Here is a 22,574-nt window from a genome sequence, read left to right on the forward strand (position 1 = left end):
CTTCCCATGTCCGGGGCGGTCAGAAACCGGCGATGGTCCCGGGACCGTTGACTGCCACAACATGGAAGGCTTCGGCGCTGCGGCCCTGCGGCAGTCCACCGCGGGCAGCATTGCCCTGCATACCCCCGCGAACTGCAGCCTCCATCGCCTGCACATCCGGATGCTGGCTGACATGGACATGGATCGCCGCGAGCTTGGCGTCCACCTGCTCCGTGACGTCAACAAAGTGGTTTTCCCTGTCGGCAGGACCAGCATAAAGCCACAGCCACGGCAGTTTGTAGGCGTCCAGCCCGGCTTCGGCCAGTTCCGGGTACGCGAACGGGTTTTCCACGGCGGGGTACACCGCACGGGTCACCGCCTCCCCCACCGCCAGGTGGTCAGGGTGGCTCTTCTGGATCCGGTCCCAGTTGCGTTCCGGGTGCATGGCCAGTACGACGTCGGGCCTGATCTCCCGGATCAGCCGCACCACCTCCTTCATCACCCCGTGCGAGGGTTCAAGGTAACCGTCCCGCTGGTGCAGGTAGTGGATGTCCGCGACACCCACCAGACCCGCCGCGCGGCGCTGCTCGGCGTCCCGCAGGGCGATGATGTCCGCCCTGTGCGCAGGATCAAAGCCGCCGGCGTCGCCGTCGGTCATGATGCAATAGCTGACCTGGACTCCCGCCGCCGTCCAGCCGGCGATGGTGCCTGCCGCGCCGAAGTCGATGTCATCAGGATGGGCCGCAAAACAGAGCACCCGCTCAATCCGGTGTTTTTCCGGATTGAACGGGCTCTGTCCCTGGCGCGGGGAAAAACTCACTGCATCAGCCCTTACGCTTCTTGATCTCTTCGGTGGCCTGGGGCAGGACGTCGAAGACGTCCCCGATGATGCCGAAGTCCGCAATCTCGAAGACCGGGGACTCGGCGTCCTTGTTGATGGCAACAATGACCTTGGCGGTCTGCATGCCGGCCTTCTGCTGGATGGCCCCCGAGATGCCGGCGGAGATGTACAGCTGCGGGGACACGGTCTTGCCGGTCTGTCCCACCTGCGCATCATGGCTGATCCAGCCGGCGTCGGTTGCTGCCCGGGAGGCGCCCACGGCAGCACCCAGCACATCGGCCAGGGCTTCCACGGGACCGAAGTCGCCGTCCAGGCCGCGGCCACCCGCCACCACGATCCGGGCATCGGTGAGGTCCGGCCGGCCGCTGGCGGCCTTCTGCTCACGGGCGGTGATCCGTGCTGCAGCCGCTGTGCTGTCCGCCGGAACCTCGATCGTGACTGCCTCAGGGCTGCTGGGCGCTGCCGCAGCCTCGGGGACCACGTTGTTGGCCTTGACGGTCACTACCGACACCGGGGTGCTGGCCTTGCAGGCGGTGGTGTAGGAGCCGGCCAGGACTGACTTGTGGGCCGTTCCGTCAGCTTCCACGGCAACAGCGTCCGTGATCACACCGGCACTGAGGCGGATGCCCAGGCGGGCGGCAATTTCCTTGCCCTCCGGTGAGTTGTCGAGCAGCACAATGCCTGCGCCGGCGCTTTCGACGGCGGCGGACAGGTACGCGGCCTTGGGGGCCACCAGGAAATCGTTGAGGTCCCGGGCTGACGGGTGGAAGACGGTGCCTACGCCGTATTCGGCGAAGGTGGCGGCAACGGCGTCGGACACGTCCCCGTTGACGGCGACTGTGCTCTCACCCAGGGTGCGCGCCAGTGTCAGGAGCTCAAGGCTGCTCTTTTTGAGCGAAGCGCCGGGGTTGTCGATGAATACAAGTACTTTTGCCATGTTCGTGATCCCTCTTAGAGCAGCTTCTGGGCGGCCAGGAAGTCAACCAGCTTGATGCCGGCGTCGCCTTCGTCGGTGATGATGGTGCCGGCTGTCCGCGGCGGGCGTTCCTCGGCGCTGGCCACTGTGGTCCAGGACCCTGCGTGGCCCACCTGCGAGGCGTCCACACCGATGTCGGCGAGGGACAAGGTGGTGATGTTTTTGCGCTTGGCGGCGATGATGCCCTTGAAATTGGGGTACCGCGGCTCGTTGATCTGGTCCGTCACCGAGACAACGGCAGGCAGCGGTGCCTCCACCGTCTCAGAGGACGTGTCGGCGTCCCGGCGGGCCGTCAGGCGTCCGCCTGAAACCTCCAGCGACGACGCGAAGGTGACCTGGGGCAGGCCAAGCCGCTCGGCGAGCTGCGCAGGCACCAGGGAGGTCTCCCCGTCGGTCGATGCCATGCCCGTGATGACCAGGTCGACGGCCCCATCGGAGCCAAGGTGCCGGACAGCTGCGGCGAGCGCCAGGGAGGTGGCGGCGGCGTCGGAGCCGGCCAGCGCGGTGTCCGTGAGGTGGACGCCTTCGGTGGCGCCGATCTGGAGGGACTTCTTGACCGCGTTGACAGCGGCGGCCGGGCCCATGCTCAGGGCGATGACCTGGTTTCCGGCTTTGCTGCCGCCGCGTGCCTCGGCAAGCTGCAGGGCCGCTTCGAGGGCGTATTCATCCAGCTCGGACAGGATGCTTTCGTCCCGGTCCGTGGTGTGGCCGGCCCCGGTGAGGTGACGGTCGAACTGGGCGTCCGGTACATGCTTGACCAGGACAATGATCTTCAATGTATCTTCCACTGTAGTGACAGCAGCCTTCCGTGCGTATGGGCAGCCAGCCGGATAAGGTCATGGCCGCGGAATGCCCGGCATCCGGGTAGCTCCTAGCTAACCATATAGAAGGACAGGCTTTCCTTCTTGCGTTACGCGGAGCCGGTGCCGTTACGGGAAAATTTCCCAACGAACGACGGCGGCGCCCCCACCTTCGTGGGGACCCCGCCGTCGTGGTTTCCTGCGTTTGCCGGGCCGGGTCAGCTGGCGGCCTCACCAAGCGTGACGTCGAACGTCTGTTCTGAACCGTTGCGCAGCACCGTGATTTTCACTTTGGCGTTGGCGGCCTGTTCGCGGACCGCGGCGGTCAGCTGGTTGGGTTCGCCGATGGCGAGGTCGTTGAACTTGGTGATGACGTCGCCCACCTTGATGCCGGCCTTGCCGGCGGCGGAGTCGGATTCAACGGTGGCGACGTCAGCCCCGACGGAGAAACCGGAGGAGCTGGTGGTGGACCCGCTCGCCGACTTTGCCTTGACGCTGACTCCCAGCTGGCCGTGGGAAGCCTTGCCCGTGTCGATGATCTCCTGCGCCACGCGCTTGGCGTGGTTGATGGGGATACTGAAGCCGACACCGATGTTTCCGCCCGTGGTCGAGGAGGAATCAGAGCCTGCGGACGCAATCGCCACGTTGACACCGATGATCTCGCCGCTGGTGTTCACCAGCGCGCCGCCGGAGTTGCCGGGGTTGATCGCTGCGTCCGTCTGGATGACATTGATGGCGATGGAGCCCTTGTCCGCGGTCTGCTGGCTCTGGCCGCCACCTGGAGGCGCGAACTGGAAGCCCCCGTCTTCGCCCTGGGTGGTGTCGCCCTCTTCAGGGGCCGCCGAGGACGCCACACTGATGGTCCGGTTCAGGGTGGAGACGATGCCGTCCGTGACCGTGCCGGTCAGGCCGAGGGGGGAGCCGATGGCGATGGCGGTGTCGCCCACGTTCAGCTTGCCCGAGTCGCCCAGGGTGGCCGGGGTGAGGCCGGAACCGGCATCCACCTGGATCACCGCAAGGTCGGACAACGGGTCGGTGCCCACGAGCTTGGCCGTGAGGACCCGGCCATCGCTGGTGCGGACCTCAAGGGTGGCGTTGGCGCTCTGCCCATCGAGGGTGACCACGTGGGTGTTGGTGAGGATGTGGCCCTGGTCGTCCAGGACGATGCCGGAGCCCGTGCCGCCGGCGCTTCCGCTGGCGGCACTGATGGTCACCACGCTGGGTGATGCCTTCACCGCCGCGGCGGTGATGGCATTGACCTTTTCCTGGTTGTTGACGATCACGGTTCCGGGCTGGCTGTTGCTGCTGGCCGTGGAGGTTGAGCCGCCGTTGCCAAAAAGCTCGCCGGAGCCAACAGTGGCAACACCGCCACCCACCAGCCCGGCGGCCAGGATGCTGGCCACCAGGGTGCCGACGCCGAACGCGGCCTTGCGCCGCGGGGCGTCCTTGGGGTTCGGGGCCGTGGCCACTCCCCCGGCGGCCGCGTGCGCGCCGTAGTGGTTGGCTTGGTGCTGCTGGTGCCCGCCGTACTGCGGGTTCGGCTGGTGCTGCTGCTGGCCGTAGAACGGCTGGTGCTGCGGGTACACCGGGCGGGGTGCGCCGGGGATCTCCTGGGTCTGGTTCCGGGGGATCTCCTGGGTCTGGTCCTGGCCGGGGGCGCCGCCGTCCTCATGCCGAGCCTCCGCGGGGGTTCCGCCGGACTGCGTGGAGTCCTGCTGCCACGGGTTTCCGCGGTTGCCGCGGGGGTCCTCGGGGGCCGGTCCGGGGGTTTGGTTCTCAGTCATGGGACTTCCTTTCAATCCTCGTCTGCATTAACTATGGACTGCGATGCTGGATCAAGCTCGGATGTTTGCTGTGAGCTTGCTGAAGGTTCCGGCCACGGCGAAGTTCCACCATGGTTCCCCGTTTCGCTGGTGGCATATTTGCCGTCATGGACGGGCTTCGCGGTGCACCATAGAATCAAGATGAATTGCCACAGCGACCTGCGGCTTCACACGAGCGTGGGGGCGCTGCTGGATTCTGAGACGACTGATTCGTCCCGAATCGGTGTCAGGCGTGCTGAAGGGTTGCACATGCGGTCAAAGATCAAACGTACACTCGCCGTGATCGGCCTTGCCGGTCTGCTGGCGCTTCCGGCCGGGGCGGCCTGGGCTGAGGATCCGGTGACGATTCCCTCGGGAACCAACATCGTGGACAATGCCAAGGTCCTGGGGTCGCGGGAAGGCGACGTCCAGAAAGCCATTCAGGATCTCCTCAAGGACCACAAGTACAACCTGTATGTGGTGACGGTGGATTCTTTCGAGAATCCGACCAACCCCAGCGAGTGGACCCAGGCGGTTGCCACGCAGAAGGGGATGGGCCGGGCCGATGCAATCCTGGCCATCGCTACCGTGGATGGAAAGTTTAATTTCGCCACGAATTCCTCGAGCCCCATCCGGGCCGAACAAGGGAACATCACCCAGAACGCCGTCACGGCCAATCTCGCCGGCGGTAAGAAAGACTATGCCCAGGCTGCCATCGACACGGCTTCAGCGATAGGCAACGCCGCAGGTGGTGGATCCGGGACTGTGTCCTCCGGGAACGGCGCAGGTACCGCTGTACTCGTGGGCGCAGGCGTAGTTGCCGCGGGTGGTGCCGGTACTTTCCTGTACCTGCGCAACCGGCGCAAGAAGACTGCAGGACAGGCTTCGACCGGAAATTACGGTCCGCAGGGCGCCGATCTCGACCCGCTTGCAGGACTCACCGTGGAGGAACTCCGCCGCAAGAGCGGATCCCTGCTGATCGAAGCTGACGACGCCATTAAAACCAGCGAGCAGGAGCTCGGGTTCGCACAGGCCCAGTACGGCGACAACGCCGTGGGCAACTTCACCAAGGCCCTGGACGAAGCCAAGGCCCACATGAGCGAGTCCTTCAAGCTCCAGCAGCAGCTCGATGACCACATCCCTGACACTGAGGAGCAGCAGCGCACCTGGCTGGGCGAGATCATCCGGCGCTCAGAAGCCGCGTTGAGCTCCCTCCAGGAACAGAAGGCAGATTTCGATTCGCTGCGCGAGCTCGAAAAGAATGCTCCGCAGGCCGTGGCAGCCGTCAATGCCGGCGCAGCCGAGGCGGATGCGAAGATCGCCAGCGCCGAGCAGTCGCTGACCCTGCTGCGGTCCAAATACGCAGACTCCGCACTGACCCAGGTGTCGGACAACATCCTGCAGGCCAAGGAGCGCCTGGCGTTTGTCCAGAACGCCACCGCTACAGCCGGCCAGAAACTGGCGGAGGGCGAAAGCAGCATGGCGGCGGTAGCCGTCCGTGCGGCCGAGGAAAGCCTGCACCAGACAAATGTCCTGATCGATGCCATTTCGCGGGTCTCCGCCAGCCTGGACGACGCCCACAACGGCCTCGAAGCGGCCGTGGTGGACACCTCACAGGACCTTGCCCAGGCCCGGGCCATCATCCAGTCCGGTGCACACCCTGAGCTGGCCGGGCCGGTGGCGGCTGTCGAAGCTGCACTGGCACAGGTAAAAGCCGAAATTCAGGGCGGAAAAATCGACCCCATTGCAACGCTGCAGCGGGTTGAGACGGCCCACCAGTCCCTTGACCAGTCACTGACGGGCATCCGGGACCAGCAGGACCAGGCTCGACGCGCGCAGGCCTCCCTGCAGCAAAGCATCATGTCGGCGCAGGCCCAGATCAGTGCTACGTCCGACTACATCACGGCGCGGCGCGGCGGCGTTGGAACCGAAGCCCGGACCCGGTTGGCCGAATCGCAGCGCAACCTGGATTACGCGCTCTCCATCTCACGGACCGACCCGGTCACGGCATTGACATACGCCCAGCAGGCGCACGCCCTCGCAGCGCAGGCAGCCCAGCTGGCACAGTCGGACGTCAACCAGTTCGACGGCTACGCCAACCAGGGCTACGGCCGTGGCGGTATGTTCGGTGGCGGCGGCGGGGGTGGCGGCCTGGGCGGCGCCATCCTGGGCGGGATCCTGATCAACTCCATCCTCAACGGCGGCGGCGGTGGCGGCGGTTGGGGCGGCGGCCACAGCGACGGCGGTGGCGGCGGCTTCGGCGGCGGAGACTTTGGCGGCGGCGGCGGAGATTTCGGCGGCGGCGACTCGGGTAGCTTCTAGACTCCCATTCACCCAACAGAGGTGCCGGCCGGAACGACCCGGCCGGCGCACGGCAGTACACCACTGGCCACGACCCCAGTGGCCATCACAGAGCAGGACGAAAGGTATCACCATGGTTAAGCAGTCCATTTTCGGCCGTATCGCGCAGCTGGCAAAGGCTAACGTCAACTCCTTGCTGGACAACGCTGAGGATCCGCAGAAAATGCTGGACCAGATGGTCCGGGACTACACCAACAACATCGCCGAGGCTGAGTCCGCCGTAGCGCAGACCATCGGCAACCTTCGCATGCTCGAGGACGACTACAACGAAGACGTCAAGAACGCCCGCGACTGGGGCAACAAGGCCCTGGCCGCGTCGCGGAAGGCCGACGAGTACCGCTCCGGCGGGAATCCAGCCGACGCCGAGAAGTTCGACAACCTGGCAAAGGTTGCCCTCCAGCGGCAGATGGCGGCCGAAAGTGAAGCGAAGGGCGCCGAGCCCAGCATCTCGTCCCAGCAGGAAGTCGTGGCCAAGCTCAAAACCGGCCTGGACCAGATGAAGGGCAAGCTGAACGAACTCACCAGCAAGCGCAACGAGCTGGTGGCACGGTCCAAGACCGCCGCGGCACAGTCCCAGGTCCACGACGCGATCAAGAGCATCGACTTCATGGACCCCACCAGCGAGGTTGGCCGGTTCGAGGAAAAGATCCGCCGCGAAGAAGCCAAGGTCCGTGGCCAGCAGGAGCTGACGGAATCCAGCCTGGACGCCCAGTTCAACCAGCTTGAGGACCTCGGCGAGCAGGTTGAAATCGAAGCCCGCCTGGCTGCCCTTAAGTCCGGCGGCGCCAAGCCCGCCATCGGCGCTGCCGGTTCCGCTCACTCCGCCAACACTGTCGACGAAGCAGACTTCGACAAGCTGTAGGCCCTGCACCGACCATCCTGAACCAACCGGAGAGGCCGGGGCTGCCAGCCCCGGCCTCAGCCGCGTCCGGCTTGTGTAGCGTGGTGGGATGGCTGCAACTGAAAAGACCTCCCTCGTCTGGCTGCGTGATGACCTCCGCCTGGACGACAACCCCGCGCTGACCGAAGCCGCCAGGCTGGGCCTGCCCCTGACAGTGGTCTACGTCCTGGACGAGGAATCGGAAGGAATCCGGCCGCTGGGCGGCGCAGCACGCTGGTGGCTGCACCACTCGCTGGCCGCCCTGGCCACGCACCTTGAGGAGAAGGGCTCACGGTTGGTGCTGCGCCGCGGCCCGGCCGGCGACATCATCCGGACGCTGGCCAGCCAGACCGGGGCCGGTCATCTCTTCTGGAACCGCCGCTACGGCCTGCCGGAACGTACCATTGACGCCGAGCTGAAGTCCTGGGCCGAGAAGGCAGGCATCGAAGCCACCAGCTTCCAGGCGAACCTCCTCTTCGAGCCCTGGACGGTCCGGACCGGAGCGGGTGGCCCCTACAAGGTCTACACACCATTCTGGCGGGCGTGCCTCGCCGCCCACGACGTCCGGGACCCACTGGACCCACCCGCTGAACTGCCCGCTCCGGCGGCGTCCGGGCGGGGGGTGCCGGCGAGCGACGCGCTGGGCAGCTGGAACCTGCTCCCCCACGCCCCTGACTGGAGCGGCGGGCTTGCAGCCACCTGGACGCCTGGCGAGGACGGCGCCGCACAGCGGCTCACCGACTTCCTGTCCGGCCCGGCCGATGATTACGGTACCGGCCGGAACATCCCGGGGACCGAAGGGACCAGCCGGTTGTCGCCCCATCTCCGCTTCGGCGAGGTCAGCCCGTTCCGCGTCTGGCGCGAGATCCGGCGCCGGTTCCCGCACCGGATACCGGCCGACGTCGGGATCTTCCGTTCCGAACTCGGCTGGCGGGAGTTCTGCTGGCACCTGCTCTACACCAACCCGGAGCTGGCCACCCGCAACTACCGCCCGGAGTTCGACAGGTTTGAGTGGGAGTCGCTGGGCAAAAAGGAGCTCGCCGCCTGGCAGCAGGGGCACACCGGCTACCCCTTTGTGGACGCCGGGATGCGGCAGCTGTGGCAGTCCGGCTGGATGCATAACCGGGTCAGGATGGCCGCTGCCTCGTTCCTGGTCAAGAACCTGCTGGCCGACTGGCGGATTGGTGAGCAGTGGTTCTGGGACACCCTGGTGGACGCCGACGCGGCCAGCAACCCGGCGAACTGGCAGTGGGTGGCCGGTTCCGGAGCGGATGCTTCACCGTACTACCGGATTTTCAACCCCGTCACGCAGAGCAAGAAGTTCGACGCCGCCGGAAACTACCTGCGCGAGTTCATCCCTGAACTTGCCGGGGTGGAAGGCAAAGCAGTCCATGAGCCGTGGACCGCCGACGCTCCCGGCTACCCGGCACCCCTGGTGGAACTGCCGGAGTCCCGGGAACGGGCGCTGGCGGCCTTCCAGAAGCTCAAGGACGCCTGAGCCGCGGGCAGGTGGGCGGGCCTGATTCAGGCCCGCAGGACCTCAGCGGCTGACTTTGCCCATAAGGGACGCGATGGGCCGCAGGAACAGCGGGCGGGCCAGGAACCACGCAGCCACCATTACCGCGACGGACACCAGGAACAGCCAGAACCCAAGCCATCCCTCGCCGTCGCTTACGGCATACATATGGTTCAGGTTCCGCAATGCACCGGTGGCCAGGACCAGGAACACGTGGACCACGATGAACGCGACAAAGTAGATCATGACGGGGAAGTGCACGGCCCGGGCCCACTCGATGGGGAACGCCTTGTTCAGCGCGGGAGCCTTACGGGGCCAGGCCGAAGACATCCGCAGGCCCGTGATGAACGCCAGCGGCGCGGCAATGAACACTGTGGTGAAGTAAGCCAGAAGTTGCAGGGCGTTGTAGTTGATCCAGCCGTTTTCCGTGGGCCAGTTCAGTGCGGCGTACTGCAGCGCGGCGGACAGCGCGTTGGGGAAAACGTCCCAGCTGGTGGGCACGATCCGCATCCACTGTCCGGTGGCGAAGAGCAGGACGGCGAAGACCACACCGTTGAGGATCCACAGGGCGTCGAGCGTCAGGTGGAACCACAACTCCAGGGTGATCTTGGTGGGCGCATTCCGCGTCTTGATCAGACCCTTGTTGTTCCTGGTCCAGTGGCCGCTGGGCCGGGTGGTGGTGCGCACCTGCCAGCCGGTGCGGATGATCAGCAGCAGGAAAAAGCCGTTGAGGAAATGCTGCCACGCCAGCCACGCCGGAAAACCTTCCGGCGCAGCGGCCGGAAGTTCGGAATGGCCGGGATAGTCCGCCACGAAGGATGCGACCGCAGGCAGCCCGATGAGCCACCGTGCTGCCAGTACCAGCAGCACCAGTACCACAAGCGCCGCGGGGACGCCCCAATAGATCCTGGACCGCTTTCCTGCGGCGGTGCCTGGCTTCTTCGTGGGTGTGGACATCGAGCAACATTCCTTTCGAGAATGACCGGCCGGATTTCCACCGCGTGGAAGGCCCTGCGAATGAGAATACTAGGAAGTGCCGGTCATCACGGAAAAAGAAGACCCCGGCCGGCTGGTCAGCCGATCGGGGTCTTCTTCATATGGTTGCGGGGACAGGATTTGAACCTGTGACCTCTGGGTTATGAGCCCAGCGAGCTACCGAACTGCTCCACCCCGCGTCGCTTGATCAACACTACCCTACTTTTCCGACCCTCCGGACCACTGTCCCGCCAGGCTGCACCTGGTTGTTAAACAGGAAAGTCCGGACACTATGTGTCCGGACTTTCCGTCAGTTGCGGGGACAGGATTTGAACCTGTGACCTCTGGGTTATGAGCCCAGCGAGCTACCGAACTGCTCCACCCCGCGTCGCAAGATCTACTTTACCGGGAGGTGAACGTGGGGCCAAATCGGGAGGGCGTGATGTGCGTCTCGCAGCGGCGGCGCCCGCCCCGTAGAGGAGCGGACGCCGCCATTGCAATGCCTTTACTGCCTAATTTCCGGCGGACGCCGAGGGCGAAGCGGACGGCGAGGCCGAGGGTTCAGCCGAGGCATCCGGAGCCGGCGTGGCCTCCGGTGCTGCACTGGCCGGCACCTTGGCCTCGGCGTCGAGGGCTTTCTGCAGTGCTGCAGAGATGCGCTTCTGCGCCTCGCCGTAGGCTGCGAAGTCTCCCGCTGCCAGTGCGGCCTGACCGGCCTGGATGGCGGAGTTGGCCTCGTCCAGGGCCGCCTTGAGCTCGGCCTTGGCGTCGGCGTTCCCCGGTGTGGTCGGCGCTGCCGGGTCCACGGGCGTCTGGCCGTTGTTGTCCGAGTCGCCGGCCGCAGCACCGGAGTCGCCACCGAAGAGCTGCTTCAGCGCCTCATCCAGGGTGGGCGCGAAGCCCACCTTGTCACCGAACGCCACCAGCACGCGCTGCAGTGTGGGGTACGACGTCTCACCAGTGGATTTCAGGTAGACGGGCTGGACGTACAGGATGCCGCCGCCCACCGGAAGGGTGAGCAGGTTGCCGTTGAGGACTTCCGAAGCACCCTGGCGCAGCAGGTTCAACGCCTGGGAGACCGTGGGATCCGAGTTGAACTTGTTCTGGGCCTGTCCAGGGCCGGGGACCTGGGTCTCCGGCGGGATCTGGAGCAGCCGCAGCTGGCCGTAGCTGTCAGCCTTCACCCCGGCCTCGTTCCCAGCGTCGGAATCCGCTGCAAGGAAGCCGTACAGCACGTTGCGGGCATTGCCGTTGACGATCTGCGGTATGAACGAGGACGTCAGCTGGAACGCGGGTTCCTTCTGGTCAGGCATCTGCAGTGACATGTAGAACGGCGGCTGCTTGACGCCGCTGGTCGAATCCACTGTGGGGTCCGCCGGTACGCTCCAGACGTCCTTGGTCTGGTAGAAGGTGGACGGGTCCGTCACGTGGTACTCGCCCAGGAGCTGGCGCTGGACCTTGAACAGGTCCTCCGGGTAGCGGACGTGGCTCATAACATCGCCCGACATTTCGGAGAACGGCTTGAGCGAGGTGGGGAACACTTTCTGCCAGGCCTTCAGCAGCGGGTCCTGGTCATCCCAGGCGTAGAGCGTGACGGAGCCGTCGTAGGCGTCAACAGTGGCCTTGACCGAGTTCCGGATGTAGTTCACCGAGCTGTTGGGCAGGGCCACGGCGCGTCCGGACGTGGTCTGGGTGTCAGTGGTGGCATCGGAAAGCTGCTCCTGCTGCGAGTACGGGTAGTACTGGCTGGTGGTGTAGCCATCCACGATCCATTTGACCCTGCCGTCCACCACTGCCGGGTAGGCGTTGCCATCGACGGTAAGGTACGGGGCGACCTTCTCCACGCGTTCGCGGGGGTTCCGGTCGTAAAGGACCTGTGATTCCTCGTTCACGCCGTCGGAGAGAAGCAGGTCGGAGGACTGGAACTTGATGGAGTACAGGATCTTGTTGAAGAAGCTGCCCACGTTGGGACCGCCGTTGCCTTCGAACGTGTACTGCGCATCGCCTTCGCCTTCGCGGCCTGAGGGCCGGTCCTGCTCACGCGCCGGCGCTCCGTCCGGGGCACCCACGATCGAGTAGTCCGGCGAGGACTCGCCGAAGTAGATGCGCGGCTCGTAGGTGGAGTCATCGCCCAGCACACCCGTGGAGGGGATTCCGGACTGCAGGAACTCGGGCTTGCCATCCACCGTGAACTTGTTGCCCTTGGCAGCAACCACGCCGTAGCCGTGCGTGTACACAACGTGCTGGTTGAGCCAGCCCTGCTGATTGTTGGCGACGTTCGACGGGTTCAGTTCACGCACCGCGATCACGGTGTCCTGGATCTTGCCGTCAACCTCGTACCGGTCAACGTTCAGCGCCTCGGGGAACTGGTAGTACGGGCGGTACTGCTCCAGCTGTGAGAACGCGTCCGAAATCAGGTTCGGGTCCAGCAACCGGATGTTTGCCGTGGTCTGGGCGTCCGGGGCGAGGGCGCCGGTGCTCGCCGTGTTCGTGGCGTCATACCGGTCCACCTGGATCGCATCCAGGCCGTAGGCGGCCCGGGTGTTGTCGATGTTCCGCTGGATGTACGGCTTTTCCAGGGTCTCCTCGGACGGGCGGACCTGGAACTGCTGGATGACCCACGGGTAGACGCCGCCGGCCAGGATGGATGTGATGACCAGCATGGCCGTGCCGATCACCGGCAGCCGCCAGCGGCCGATCACCGCGGACACCACAAAGAGGATGGCAACCAGGACGGCCGCGACGGCGAGGATCGCCTTGGTGGGGATGACGGCGTTGACGTCGGTGTACAGCGCACCGGCCCAGCGTCCGCCGTTGCTCTGCACGGCGGAGAACCGGTCCAGGAAGAAGTTGACGCCCAGGAGGACCAGGAAGGCGGCACCGGTGACGGCGATGTGGATCTGGGCTGCGCGGCTGGTGAACACACCGCGTTCCATCAGGCGGATACTGCCGTACAGGTAGTGGGTCAGGATGCCCGCAATGCCGGCGATGACCACAACACTGATCAGGAAGCCCACCACGAAGCCCAGGAACGGCAGGACCATCAGGTAGAAGCTGATGTCCATGCCGAATTGGGGATCAGTCTTGCCGAACGGCTCCTGGTTGAAGAACAGCAGGACTTTCTGCCACTGGCTGGCTGCGGCACTGCCGGCGAAAAGCGCGAAGAGGACAGGCAGGCCGATCATGACGACGCGACGGACGGGTTCCAGCTGGGCCTGGTACCTGTTGAGGTTGTCCCTGACTTCGGAGTCCGGGGCGTACACCGGCCGGGACCGGTAGGCGATGCGGATGGCGAAGAAAACCCCGGCGAACATCAGTGCAAAGCCGGCCAGGAAGATGCCGATCCGTGACAGGTTCTCGGTGAGGAAGACTTCCAAGAACCCCAGTTGGCGGTACCAAAGGACGTCAGTCCAGACATTGGCAAAGAAAATGAAGCCCACAACCACCAGGGCAACAACGATCAGGGTGGGCGTCAGTGCGCCGCGTCTTGAAGGGGGTCTACCGGTGGGCATGGTGCTGGCAGGACGGGACAAACTGGTACCTCATAGCTGGTCGTCAGATTTACGAGCGTGCGTGCGAGTGACGTCAGGTCCCGGCCAAACCGCTGGATCAGTCCGTCATAATTGCCACGAGTGGCGGTATTGCTTAGTTCCTGTCGAGGACAGATGCGCCCAGTCTAGTTGTTTGTGCACGCTGGCAAGCCGGACGTGTCCTGGCCGCTGCCGGCCAGTTCGACGGCGGCACGCGCACCGGCGAGATTCTCCACCCGGACCACCTGCAGGCCGTCGGGGATGTGCCCCACCACTTCGTCGCAGTTGCCTGCGGGCGCGAGGAATACAGTGGCTCCGGCGGCCCGTGCGCCGATGAGTTTCTGTCCGATGCCGCCGATGGGTCCCACTGCACCGTCCGGTGAGATGGTTCCGGTTCCGGCCACGTGCTTGCCGCCGGTGAGGTCACCGGGCGTCACGGTATCGATGATTCCCAAGGCAAACATCATTCCGGCACTGGGGCCGCCCACTTTGTCCAGGGAGATCTGGACGTCGAAGGGAAAGGTGAAGAGTGCCTTGAGCACCACACCCAGGACGAACCTGCCCTCGCCGTTGTCCTTGGGAGTGATGGTCTGGGTGACCTGCTGCCCGTCGCGTTCCACCACTACGTCCACGGGGGCACCCTTGCCTGCCGCGAGGTCCTCCTGGATGACGGCGAGGGACGTGATGTCCTTGCCGTTGATGGAGACAAGGACATCAGAGGGCTGGATCTTGCCTTCCGCGGCGGCCCCGGTGGAGAGGTCTACGGCCTGGAGCTGCTGGCCGTAGGGGATGCCCAGTTCGGTCAGTGCTGAGGCGATGGCGTTTTCCTGCGAGGTGGTCATTGCCACAGTGCTTTGTTCCTGGGCTTCCTCCTTGGAGGTACCCGTTGGGTACAGCAGTTCCTGGGGGTAGACGGCTTTGGAGCGGTCCAGCCAGGCGGAAAAGGCTCCCAGGATGCTGACCGGCCCGTTGGGGCCGCCGTCCACGTAGACGGTGGTCAGGTCCAGGTTTCCGGCCGCGGGGAATGTTTCCCTGCCGGTCACACTGATGACGGGGTGGCCCTGGCTCTGTCCCAGGGTGTTGTAGGTGGGGCCGGGTGATTCCACCACGTAGGGAACGGGAATGGTGGCGACGGCGATCCCCAGTCCCAGCGCGGACACGCCGGCGAGCATCATGGCCGAGACCTTATGGTCCCGGGGCGTAGGCCCGGTAGGGGCATCCGGCGGGAAGCCTTCGGCAGGCCAGCCGCCGGCTGCCTCAGGCGTGGCGGGCGGCGGGGTCAGCCCGGAGGCATGGTCCTCTGGCGGGAGTCCGCCACGGGTCGTAGTCACCGGACCAACATTACGCGGTGCTGGCCGTTGACAGCTCTTTGCCTACAGCGAACGGCGCCGCGGGGCGGCAGACAGCCGTGCACCACCGGGGTACCGTGAAGGTTGATCAACAGTCACACCGACGATCGGCGGGATCATGACCTCCAATCCACTCAACTCCTCCAACGGCGACGAGACGCCGAAGGATCCGTTGACCGAAATGCTGCAGAACCTGATGGGCGGCAAGGGGATGGAAAACTTCGACCCCGCCGAGCTGGCCAAAGCTGCCGGCCTGCCGGACGACCCCAACCTCCTGGCCCAGATGTTCTCCCAGGTCCAGGCCATGATGAGTGCACCGTCCGAGGGACCCGTCAACTGGCAGCTGGCCCACGAAAACGCCCGACGCGTGGCCGCCACCGGCGCAGACCCGTCCGTCACCTCCCAGCAGTCGAAGGAAGTGGACGAGGCACTGCGCCTGGCCGAGCTCTGGCTGGACCCGGTCACCGACCTTCCTGCCACGGGCCTGATTGGCCGTGCGTGGTCCCGTGCGGAGTGGGTGGAGGCCACCCTGGGAACGTGGAAACGGCTCACCGAACCGGTGGCGAACAGCATTGCCAACGCGCTGTCCGCAGCCATGACCGAGCAGATGCCCGAAGAGATGAAGTCCATGATGGGCGGAGCGTCCTCCATGCTGCAAAACATGGGCGGAGCGATCTTCGGCATGCAGCTGGGGCAGGCCATCGGCGCCCTGTCGGCGGACGTGGTCAGTTCCACCGACATCGGCGTGCCGCTGGCCGACCTGGAGATGGCCCTGCTGCCGGCGAATGTGGCGGCTTTCGGCGAGGGCCTTTCCCTGCCGGCCAACGATATCCGGCTGTTCCTGGCCGTCCGGGAAGCTGCGCACGCACGACTCTTCGTCCAGGTGCCGTGGCTGCGGGGCCATCTGCTCAGCGCCATCGAGGCGTACGCCAGGGGCATCCATATCGACACGTCCCGCATCGAGGAACTGGCACGGGACCTGGATCCGAGCAATCCCGAAGGCATCCAGGAAGCCCTGTCCCAGGGCGTGTTTATGCCGCAGCGCACTCCCGCCCAGGACCAGGCCCTGGAAAAACTCGAAACGGCCCTGGCCCTGGTGGAAGGGTGGGTGGACGAGCTCACCGCGGCCGCCACGGAAAAGGTCCTGCCCTCGGCGGGTGCTCTCCGCGAAACGGTCCGCAGGCGCCGCGCCACCGGCGGACCCGCCGAGCATGCCTTCGCCTCGCTGGTGGGTCTTGAACTGCGCCCGCGCCGCCTGCGTGACGCCGCCACCCTGTGGGCCAGCCTCAAGGACGAACGCGGCATCGAAGGCCGGGACGCCATCTGGCACCACCCTGACCTGCTGCCCACGTCAGAGGACCTGGATGATCCTCAAGGCTTCAGCGCCCGCCGGAAACTCGCGGAAGCCAGCGACAGCGAAGTGGACGACGCGCTGCAGAAGCTGTTGAGCGGTGGCTTCGATGACGCCCCGGAGAAAACCGACGACGACGACAGCGGGGAGCCCCAGCCGAAAGGGTAACCGCCGCGAAGGCCCGGCACGCCAGTGCCGGGCCTTCGGCATCCGTCGCGTCAATCAGGCGTTGCGGCGGAAAAATCAGTCGGCGTCAGCCGGCCACCCGTGCGGTTCCGCGCCGGCCTCGGATCCGCTCTCCGGCAGGCCCCGGCCGGTGGCAAACGAGACGCCTTCGAGGAACGCCTTGGCCCGTTGTGTCTCCGGGTATGCCGTGAGCAGTTGCCAGAAAGCGGCATTGTGGCTGGCCACCAGGAGGTGGGCCAGTTCATGCAGCAGGACGTAGTCGATAACCCACTGCGGCATGGGCCGGAGCTTGTCCGACAGGCGGATGGAGCCCTGGGCAGGCGTCGCCGAACCCCAGCGTGAGTTCTGGTTGCTGACCCAGCGCACCGACGTCGGTACTGCGCGTCCGCCGAGGTACTGCCCGGAGAGCTGCGCCGCGTGGGCCGCGAGGGCTGCGTCGGAAGCGGGACGTTTCCTGCCGGCGGCCGTCCGCCGCTCCCCCTGGCGCTGCAGCTTGGCCAGCATCCGGTGGGCCCACTCCGCTTCCTGGGCCTTGGTGAAGCGGGCCGGGATGGCCACTACCGCCGTGCCGTTCTCCCAGAACGCCGCCACGGTGCGGGTGCGCCGTGCCGACCGCCGGATCTCCACGGGGGCACCATCAGCGGTGGTCAACGGGGCTGCCGCCCGCCGGCCAAGGACCGGCGCCGCAACGACTGCCGGCTCTGTCACAGTTCGGTACTTTCGATGAGGACCCGCAGGACGTCCTCGCCGTAGCGTTCCAGCTTGGTGGGCCCCACTCCGGCGAGTTCCGCGAGTTCCTCCAACGATTCAGGCCGGGCCTCGGCGATGGCCGTCAGCGTTGCATCCGTGAAGACAACAAACGCCGGGACGTCCGCCGACTGCGCCACGTCGCGGCGCCAATTCCGCAAGGCGTCGAAGGTCTGTTCCTCGTAGGTGGGCGGGCACGAATTGCAGCGCCCCACTTTCCGTTCCGCGCCGGTGCCCAGCATGGTGCCGCAAACCCGGCACATGGCCGGGGCCGCTGCCTTCCGGCGTGGCGCCGGGCCTTTGCCCCGCAGGCTGGAGGTGGCCACCGAGTTGGGCCGGAGCCCATCCATAAACCGCGACGGTTTGCGGTTGGCGCGCCCGCCCGGTGTCCTGGCCGTTGACCAGGACAGGGACAGGTGCTCGCGGGCCCGCGTGATGCCCACGTAGAGGAGGCGCCGTTCCTCGTCCACTGCTTCGGGTGAATCTGCGAACGAGATGGGCATCAGGCCTTCACTGAGCCCCACCAGGAAGACGGCGTCCCATTCCAAACCCTTGGCGGCGTGCAGGGAGGCCAGGGTAACGCCCTGCACGGTGGGCGCGTGCTGGGCAAGTGAACGTTCCTGCAGTTCGTTGACGAAATCAGCGAGGCTGAACTCCGGCCCGCGGACTTCGCGCAGCTCATCGGCCAGCGCCACCAGCGCTGCCAGGGATTCCCAGCGTTCCCGCAGGGCGCCGCCGCTGTGGGGAGCTGATTCGGTGTAGCCGAGGGAGGCCACGATATCGCGGACCACCTGGCCCAGCGTGCCCGCCGAGTCATCCTCGGCCACGGCCCGCGTGGCTGCCCGCAGCTGCAGGATGGCGTCCCGGACTTCCTTGCGCGCGAAAAACCGTTCGCCGCCGCGCAGCTGGTAGCCGATTCCGGCCGCTGCCAGCGCCTGCTCGTAGGCTTCGGACTGTCCGTTGGTTCGGAAAAGGACAGCCACCTGGCTGGCCTGGGTGCCGTCGTCGAGCAGTGCCTTGATCTTCCGGGCCACGGTGGCGGCCTCGGCTTCGTCGTCCGAGCACTCGGTGAACTCGGGGACCGGGCCCGCGGGCCGCTGCGCCACAAGCTGCAGCGGCGACGCCCAAGCGGCGTCAGCGACCGGACCGCCGCTGCGCCGTCCGGCCAGGAGGTCGTTGGCCAGCTTCACCACCTGCGGGGTGGAACGGTAGTCGCGGATGAGCTTGACCACGTTGGCTTCCGGATAGCGCGCCTTGAAATCGAGCAGGTGCTTCGGCGATGCGCCGGTGAAGGAGTAGATGGTCTGGCTGGCGTCACCCACCACACAAAGCTCGTCCCGGCCGCCCAGCCACAGCTCCAGGAGCCGCTGCTGGAGCGGGGAAACGTCCTGGTATTCGTCCACCACAAAGTGCCGGTACTGCTCACGGACGGTGGCGGCGACCTTTTCGTCCTCCTGCAGGATGCCCACCGTGATGAGCAGGACATCCTCGAAGTCGATGACGTTCCGGTCCGTTTTCACGTCCTCGTAGGACTGGAAAACACGGGCGACGGCGGTCAGGTCGAAGCCACCCGGCGCGCCACGGTCCTGGGCGTTCTCCAGGTAGTTCGCCGGGGTGAGCATTGACACTTTTGCCCATTCGATTTCCGAGGCAAGGTCGCGGATGGAGGCCCTGTCAGTACTCAGCCGAAGGCGCCGTGCAGCCTCCGCGAGCATCTGGGCTTTATGGTCCAGGAGGTTGGGCAAGGTGCCACCCACGGCCTGGGGCCAGAAGAACTGGAGCTGGCGCAACGCGGCTGCGTGGAAAGTGCGGGCCTGGACATTGCCGGCGCCGAGGTCCCGCAGCCGGCTGCGCATTTCCGCGGCAGCCCTCGCGGTGAAGGTGACGGCCAGAAGCCGCTGCGGCGAGTAGACGCCTGAGTGCACGCCGTAGGCGATGCGGTGGGTGATGGCGCGGGTCTTTCCGGTTCCGGCGCCGGCCAGCACGCACAGCGGACCGTTGAGGGTACTGGCCACCTCACGCTGTTCGGCGTCCAGGCCGCCAAGGATGCGGTCCTCGAGGGAGGCTGTGCCGTCAAAATTCTCTGTAGTCACTTCTGCTGTTCTTAGTCTCGACTGCCGGATGAATCCGGTGGATGGTTGGCCTCAGGAACCGGTGAGGTCCTGGATGCGTCCGCCGTACCAGTGTTCGATCAGGGACCTGGCGATGGAAAGCCTGCTGGAGATGGTGATCTCACCAGCGAGCACGGCTGCCTGGAGTTCTTCTCGGCTGAACCAGCGCGCCCTGGTGACCTCAACGCCGTCGGGCGTTGCCTCGGTGTCTTCAGTGATGGCGGTGAATCCAAGCATAAGGGAGGCAGGAAACGGCCACGACTGCGACCCGAGGTACTGGCAGGCTGCCACCCGGACGCCGACTTCCTCGTGGATCTCGCGGACCACTGCCTGCTCGAGGGACTCGCCGGGCTCCACAAAGCCGGCCAGGGTGGAATAGTTTTTGGCTTCCGCAGGACCCCCGCCGCCCAGCAGCACCCGGCCGTCCGGGCCAACCACGGTCACGATGATGGCGGGGTCCGTCCGCGGATAGTGTTCGGATTGGTCCGAAGGGCACCGCCGGACCCAGCCGCCGGCTTCGACCTCTGTGGGCGTGCCGCACCGCGGGCAGTGCGTGTGCAGGGCGTGCCAGTTGGTGATGGCGCTGGCTTCGACAAACAAGGCTGTGTGCAGGCTGCTCAGGCCCGCTGCGACGTCACGGAAACCGGCCCAGGCGGCGTCCTCGGGGATCCCTGCCGTGCCGGGCGCTGCAGGTTCGGACAGGACAAAGAGCAGCAGTTCGGTGCCTTCGGCAAGCTCCCCGCCCGGAAGGGCAGCGCCCAGGTAAACCACCAGTTCCGGGCCCTGGCCGGCAGCTGCGAGGGCTTCGTGGAGCTCCCTGGCCCCGGCCATGTACAGGCCGTCGCCGTGGATCAGGCCCTGCCGCCGGGACAGGACAACAGCCATCGTCCCGGAGCCTGCCAGCAGGTCCGCCACCATGCCGCGCCTGACCCGTCCCACCGAGCCACGGTCCACCAGGGCAGGCCGGACCGGGAGAAGGGCGTCCGTCAGGTGGTTGGCCGGCAGCTGCGCCGGCACCTCCCGGTGGAGCGGCATTACAGACTCAGCGTGGCTCATAGGTCCACCGTACTGACTGGGACTGACAATTGACATTTCCAGAGGCCCGGCTGTGGACCAGCGGACCGCACTATTTCCACATATCTCAAGACTCGCCGCCGCCGGATGGGCCCGCGGGCGGGCGGGCAATCTACCGTTGAACGGTGAGAAGAAAACCGATTGAACTGGCCGCCATTGCAACCGCGGCAGTCCCCGGGCTGACCCCCACGGCCGTCAGCGCAGCCCCGGACGATCCCGCGGACTTCGACTCGGCCCTCCTCCTGGATTCCGAGGGCAAGCGCTGGCGGGTCCGGTCACCCCGGCATGCCGAAGCAAGCGCCCGGCTGGAAACCGAGTTCCTGGTGTTGCGCGCCTTCGCCCCCGGCATCCGCGCCGAGCTGCCATTCCTGATGCCCACGGTGGCCGGCAGCGTCAGGCTTGGCACGCTCACCACGTTTGTCTACTCACATCTGGCGGGCAACAACCGCAGCATTGAAGACCTCACCGCCGGGCCGGACAGCCTGGCCCGGGAAGTTGGTGCCGCCCTCGCGGCCATCCACGACCTGCCCCGCGCGCTGGTCAGCAACGCCGACCTGCCCAGTTACACCCCCAACGAGTTCCGCCAGCGCCGGCTCAACGAGCTGGACCAGGCCGCCACCACGGGCAAGATCCCGTCGGCATTGCTCCGCCGCTGGGAACACGCCATGGAGGACGTGTCCCTGTGGCGTTTCAACCCCTGCGTGGTCCATGGTGACCTGCACGAGGACAACCTGCTGGTGGAGGGTCCCCGCGTCACCGCCGTCACCGGTTGGACCGACCTCCGGATCGGCGACCCTGCCGACGACTTTGCCTGGCTGGTGGCCTCCAACGAACAGGACTTCGTGGCCGCGGTCCTGGCCGGCTACACAGCCGGACGGCGGGACACCCCTGACCAGCACCTGCTCCGCCGGGCGGCCCTTTCCGCCGAGTTCGCCCTGGCCCAGTACCTGGTCAAGGGCATCGCCGCGGGCGACACCGCCATGGTGGCCGAGGCCGAATCCATGCTCGAGACCCTGGCCAGCGATATCGCCGAATACGGCGGGCAGCCCATCAGCGTGGAGCCGCAGCCCGCCTCCGGCAGCGCCGCCCAGGACGCCGGGGCTTCGCCGGCCGGACCTGGGGAGCCGCCCGCCGCCGTCGCTGGAAATGCCGTGGCAACGGACGACGGCGGCCATGCCGCGGCCGGGAAAGCCGTTACCGTGACACCGGTACCGGTAGCCGTGCAGCCGGCCGTCCACGTGGCGCCGATCCCGGTGGCTCCGGTTCCTGTGACTCCGGTTCCTGAGACTCCGGTTGAGGCGGCCCCGGCTCCTGCGGACTCCGCGGCGCCCGCAGCGGATACTTCACCCGGCGAAACCGGGGAGGATACCTCCACCGCCGCCATCTCGATCGTTGAGGCCAAGCAGGCTGAACCGGAACCCTCCGGGCAGGGCCCGGCCAAGTCCGGCAGCTGAGCGGGCCCCGGGCGCACCCCTGATTAGGCCAGGGCGGCCTGGACCAGTTCCTCGAGTTCCCTTGCCGTTGCCAGGTCATGGGGCCGCACCACGTTGTTGTCAGCCACGTAGAAGAAGGCCGCGCGCACGTCATCCAGCGGGACACCCTTCAATCGGGCCCAGGCCAGCCGGTAGACGGCCAGCTGCACGGCCCTGGCCCGCAGGTGGGCACCTGATGGACGCCTGCCGGTTTTCCAGTCCACCAGGTCCCAGCGCCCGTCAGCGTCCTGGAAGACGGCATCAATCCGGCCACGGACCACCACGTCCCCTACCCGGGTCTCCACCGGCACCTCCACAAATGCCGGCGACCTTTCCGCCCAAGGAGAAGCCTTGAACGTGGCCACCATGGCGTCGAGATCGTAGGCGGCGTCGATGTGGTCGTCCGCGCCGGGGGCCTCCCCCAGGTCCAGCATCCCGGTGGTGCCGAAGTAGTCCTCCACCCAGGCGTGGAACGCCGTGCCCTTGCGGGCCGACATGCCCGGTTCGCGGGGCACAGGGCGGCGGAGCCGGGACAGGACTGCCGATGGGTCCTCGCCGAGGTCCACCAGCGTTGACGCCGAGATGTGGCTGGGCAGGTGCACGTCCTGGCCATGGGCTGTCTCT

Annotated in this window: 16 protein-coding genes and 2 tRNA genes; 5 read left to right on the plus strand and 13 right to left on the minus strand. The window is 66.4% G+C overall.

Annotation, left to right across the window (positions count from 1 at the left end):
- Nucleotides 1-19: 19 nt before the first annotated feature.
- From ACU18_RS18150 to ACU18_RS18165, 4 genes are all read right to left on the minus strand, one after another.
- Nucleotides 20-799, minus strand: a complete 780-nt coding sequence (locus tag ACU18_RS18150) for a PIG-L deacetylase family protein (protein ID WP_050687878.1) — start codon at nt 797-799, stop codon at nt 20-22.
- A gap of 4 nt (nt 800-803) precedes the next feature.
- Nucleotides 804-1,757 carry an electron transfer flavoprotein subunit alpha/FixB family protein gene (locus tag ACU18_RS18155; protein WP_050687879.1) on the minus strand — a complete coding sequence of 318 codons (954 nt, stop codon included), beginning with the start codon at nt 1,755-1,757 and terminating at the stop codon, nt 804-806.
- Nucleotides 1,758-1,771: 14 nt separating this feature from the next.
- Nucleotides 1,772-2,572, minus strand: coding sequence for an electron transfer flavoprotein subunit beta/FixA family protein (locus ACU18_RS18160; RefSeq protein WP_050687880.1), 801 nt, complete (start codon nt 2,570-2,572; stop codon nt 1,772-1,774).
- Between the two features lie 242 nt (nt 2,573-2,814).
- Nucleotides 2,815-4,380 (minus strand): S1C family serine protease, encoded by a 1,566-nt coding sequence (locus ACU18_RS18165; protein ID WP_050687881.1) that lies wholly within the window; start codon nt 4,378-4,380, stop codon nt 2,815-2,817.
- Nucleotides 4,381-4,668: 288 nt separating this feature from the next.
- On the opposite strand from ACU18_RS18165, the gene ACU18_RS18170 reads away from it, so the two are divergent.
- From ACU18_RS18170 to ACU18_RS18180, 3 genes are all read left to right on the plus strand, one after another.
- Complete coding sequence (locus ACU18_RS18170) at nt 4,669-6,720, plus strand: TPM domain-containing protein (RefSeq protein ID WP_197273622.1); 2,052 nt, start codon at nt 4,669-4,671, stop codon at nt 6,718-6,720.
- Nucleotides 6,721-6,832: 112 nt separating this feature from the next.
- Complete coding sequence (locus ACU18_RS18175; RefSeq protein ID WP_050687883.1) at nt 6,833-7,621, plus strand: PspA/IM30 family protein; 789 nt, start codon at nt 6,833-6,835, stop codon at nt 7,619-7,621.
- Nucleotides 7,622-7,709: 88 nt separating this feature from the next.
- Nucleotides 7,710-9,137, plus strand: coding sequence for a cryptochrome/photolyase family protein (locus ACU18_RS18180; protein ID WP_050687884.1), 1,428 nt, complete (start codon nt 7,710-7,712; stop codon nt 9,135-9,137).
- A 42-nt stretch (nt 9,138-9,179) separates the two neighbouring features.
- On the opposite strand, the gene ACU18_RS18185 is transcribed toward ACU18_RS18180, so the two are convergent.
- From ACU18_RS18185 to ACU18_RS18205, 5 genes are all read right to left on the minus strand, one after another.
- On the minus strand, nt 9,180-10,112 hold the full coding sequence (locus ACU18_RS18185; RefSeq protein WP_050687885.1) for a cytochrome b/b6 domain-containing protein: 933 nt from the start codon (nt 10,110-10,112) through the stop codon (nt 9,180-9,182).
- Nucleotides 10,113-10,253: 141 nt separating this feature from the next.
- Nucleotides 10,254-10,330 (minus strand) — tRNA-Met (locus ACU18_RS18190).
- 114 nt (nt 10,331-10,444) lie between these two features.
- Nucleotides 10,445-10,518 (minus strand) — tRNA-Met (locus ACU18_RS18195).
- Between the two features lie 124 nt (nt 10,519-10,642).
- Entirely contained in the window at nt 10,643-13,642 is a 3,000-nt protein-coding gene (locus ACU18_RS18200; RefSeq protein WP_050687886.1) for a UPF0182 family membrane protein, read from the minus strand.
- Between the two features lie 164 nt (nt 13,643-13,806).
- Nucleotides 13,807-14,991 (minus strand): YlbL family protein, encoded by a 1,185-nt coding sequence (locus tag ACU18_RS18205; RefSeq protein WP_442853725.1) that lies wholly within the window; start codon nt 14,989-14,991, stop codon nt 13,807-13,809.
- A 136-nt stretch (nt 14,992-15,127) separates the two neighbouring features.
- Here ACU18_RS18205 and ACU18_RS18210 point away from each other — a divergent pair, with 136 nt between their 5' ends.
- Nucleotides 15,128-16,528: a zinc-dependent metalloprotease gene (locus ACU18_RS18210; protein WP_050687888.1), complete on the plus strand. Its 1,401-nt coding sequence runs from the start codon at nt 15,128-15,130 to the stop codon at nt 16,526-16,528.
- A 75-nt stretch (nt 16,529-16,603) separates the two neighbouring features.
- On the opposite strand, the gene ACU18_RS18215 is transcribed toward ACU18_RS18210, so the two are convergent.
- The 3 genes from ACU18_RS18215 to nudC are packed head-to-tail and all read right to left on the minus strand — an operon-like array spanning nt 16,604 to nt 20,460.
- Nucleotides 16,604-17,254, minus strand: a complete 651-nt coding sequence (locus tag ACU18_RS18215; RefSeq protein ID WP_050687889.1) for a M48 family metallopeptidase — start codon at nt 17,252-17,254, stop codon at nt 16,604-16,606.
- Entirely contained in the window at nt 17,251-19,386 is a 2,136-nt protein-coding gene (locus ACU18_RS18220) for an ATP-dependent DNA helicase UvrD2 (protein ID WP_050687890.1), read from the minus strand. The genes ACU18_RS18215 and ACU18_RS18220 overlap by 4 nt, the downstream gene beginning before the upstream one ends.
- A gap of 51 nt (nt 19,387-19,437) precedes the next feature.
- Entirely contained in the window at nt 19,438-20,460 is a 1,023-nt protein-coding gene (gene nudC, locus ACU18_RS18225; RefSeq protein ID WP_050687891.1) for an NAD(+) diphosphatase, read from the minus strand.
- Nucleotides 20,461-20,603: 143 nt separating this feature from the next.
- Between nudC and ACU18_RS18230 the strand changes: the two genes are divergently transcribed.
- Entirely contained in the window at nt 20,604-21,932 is a 1,329-nt protein-coding gene (locus tag ACU18_RS18230; RefSeq protein WP_050687892.1) for a macrolide 2'-phosphotransferase, read from the plus strand.
- 23 nt (nt 21,933-21,955) lie between these two features.
- Here ACU18_RS18230 and ACU18_RS18235 read toward each other — a convergent pair.
- Nucleotides 21,956-22,574: RecB family exonuclease (locus ACU18_RS18235; RefSeq protein WP_197273623.1), on the minus strand; the 619-nt coding region annotated here is incomplete at its 5' end.

The organism is Arthrobacter sp. ZBG10 (assembly GCF_001238605.1).
GTDB lineage: Bacteria > Actinomycetota > Actinomycetes > Actinomycetales > Micrococcaceae > Arthrobacter.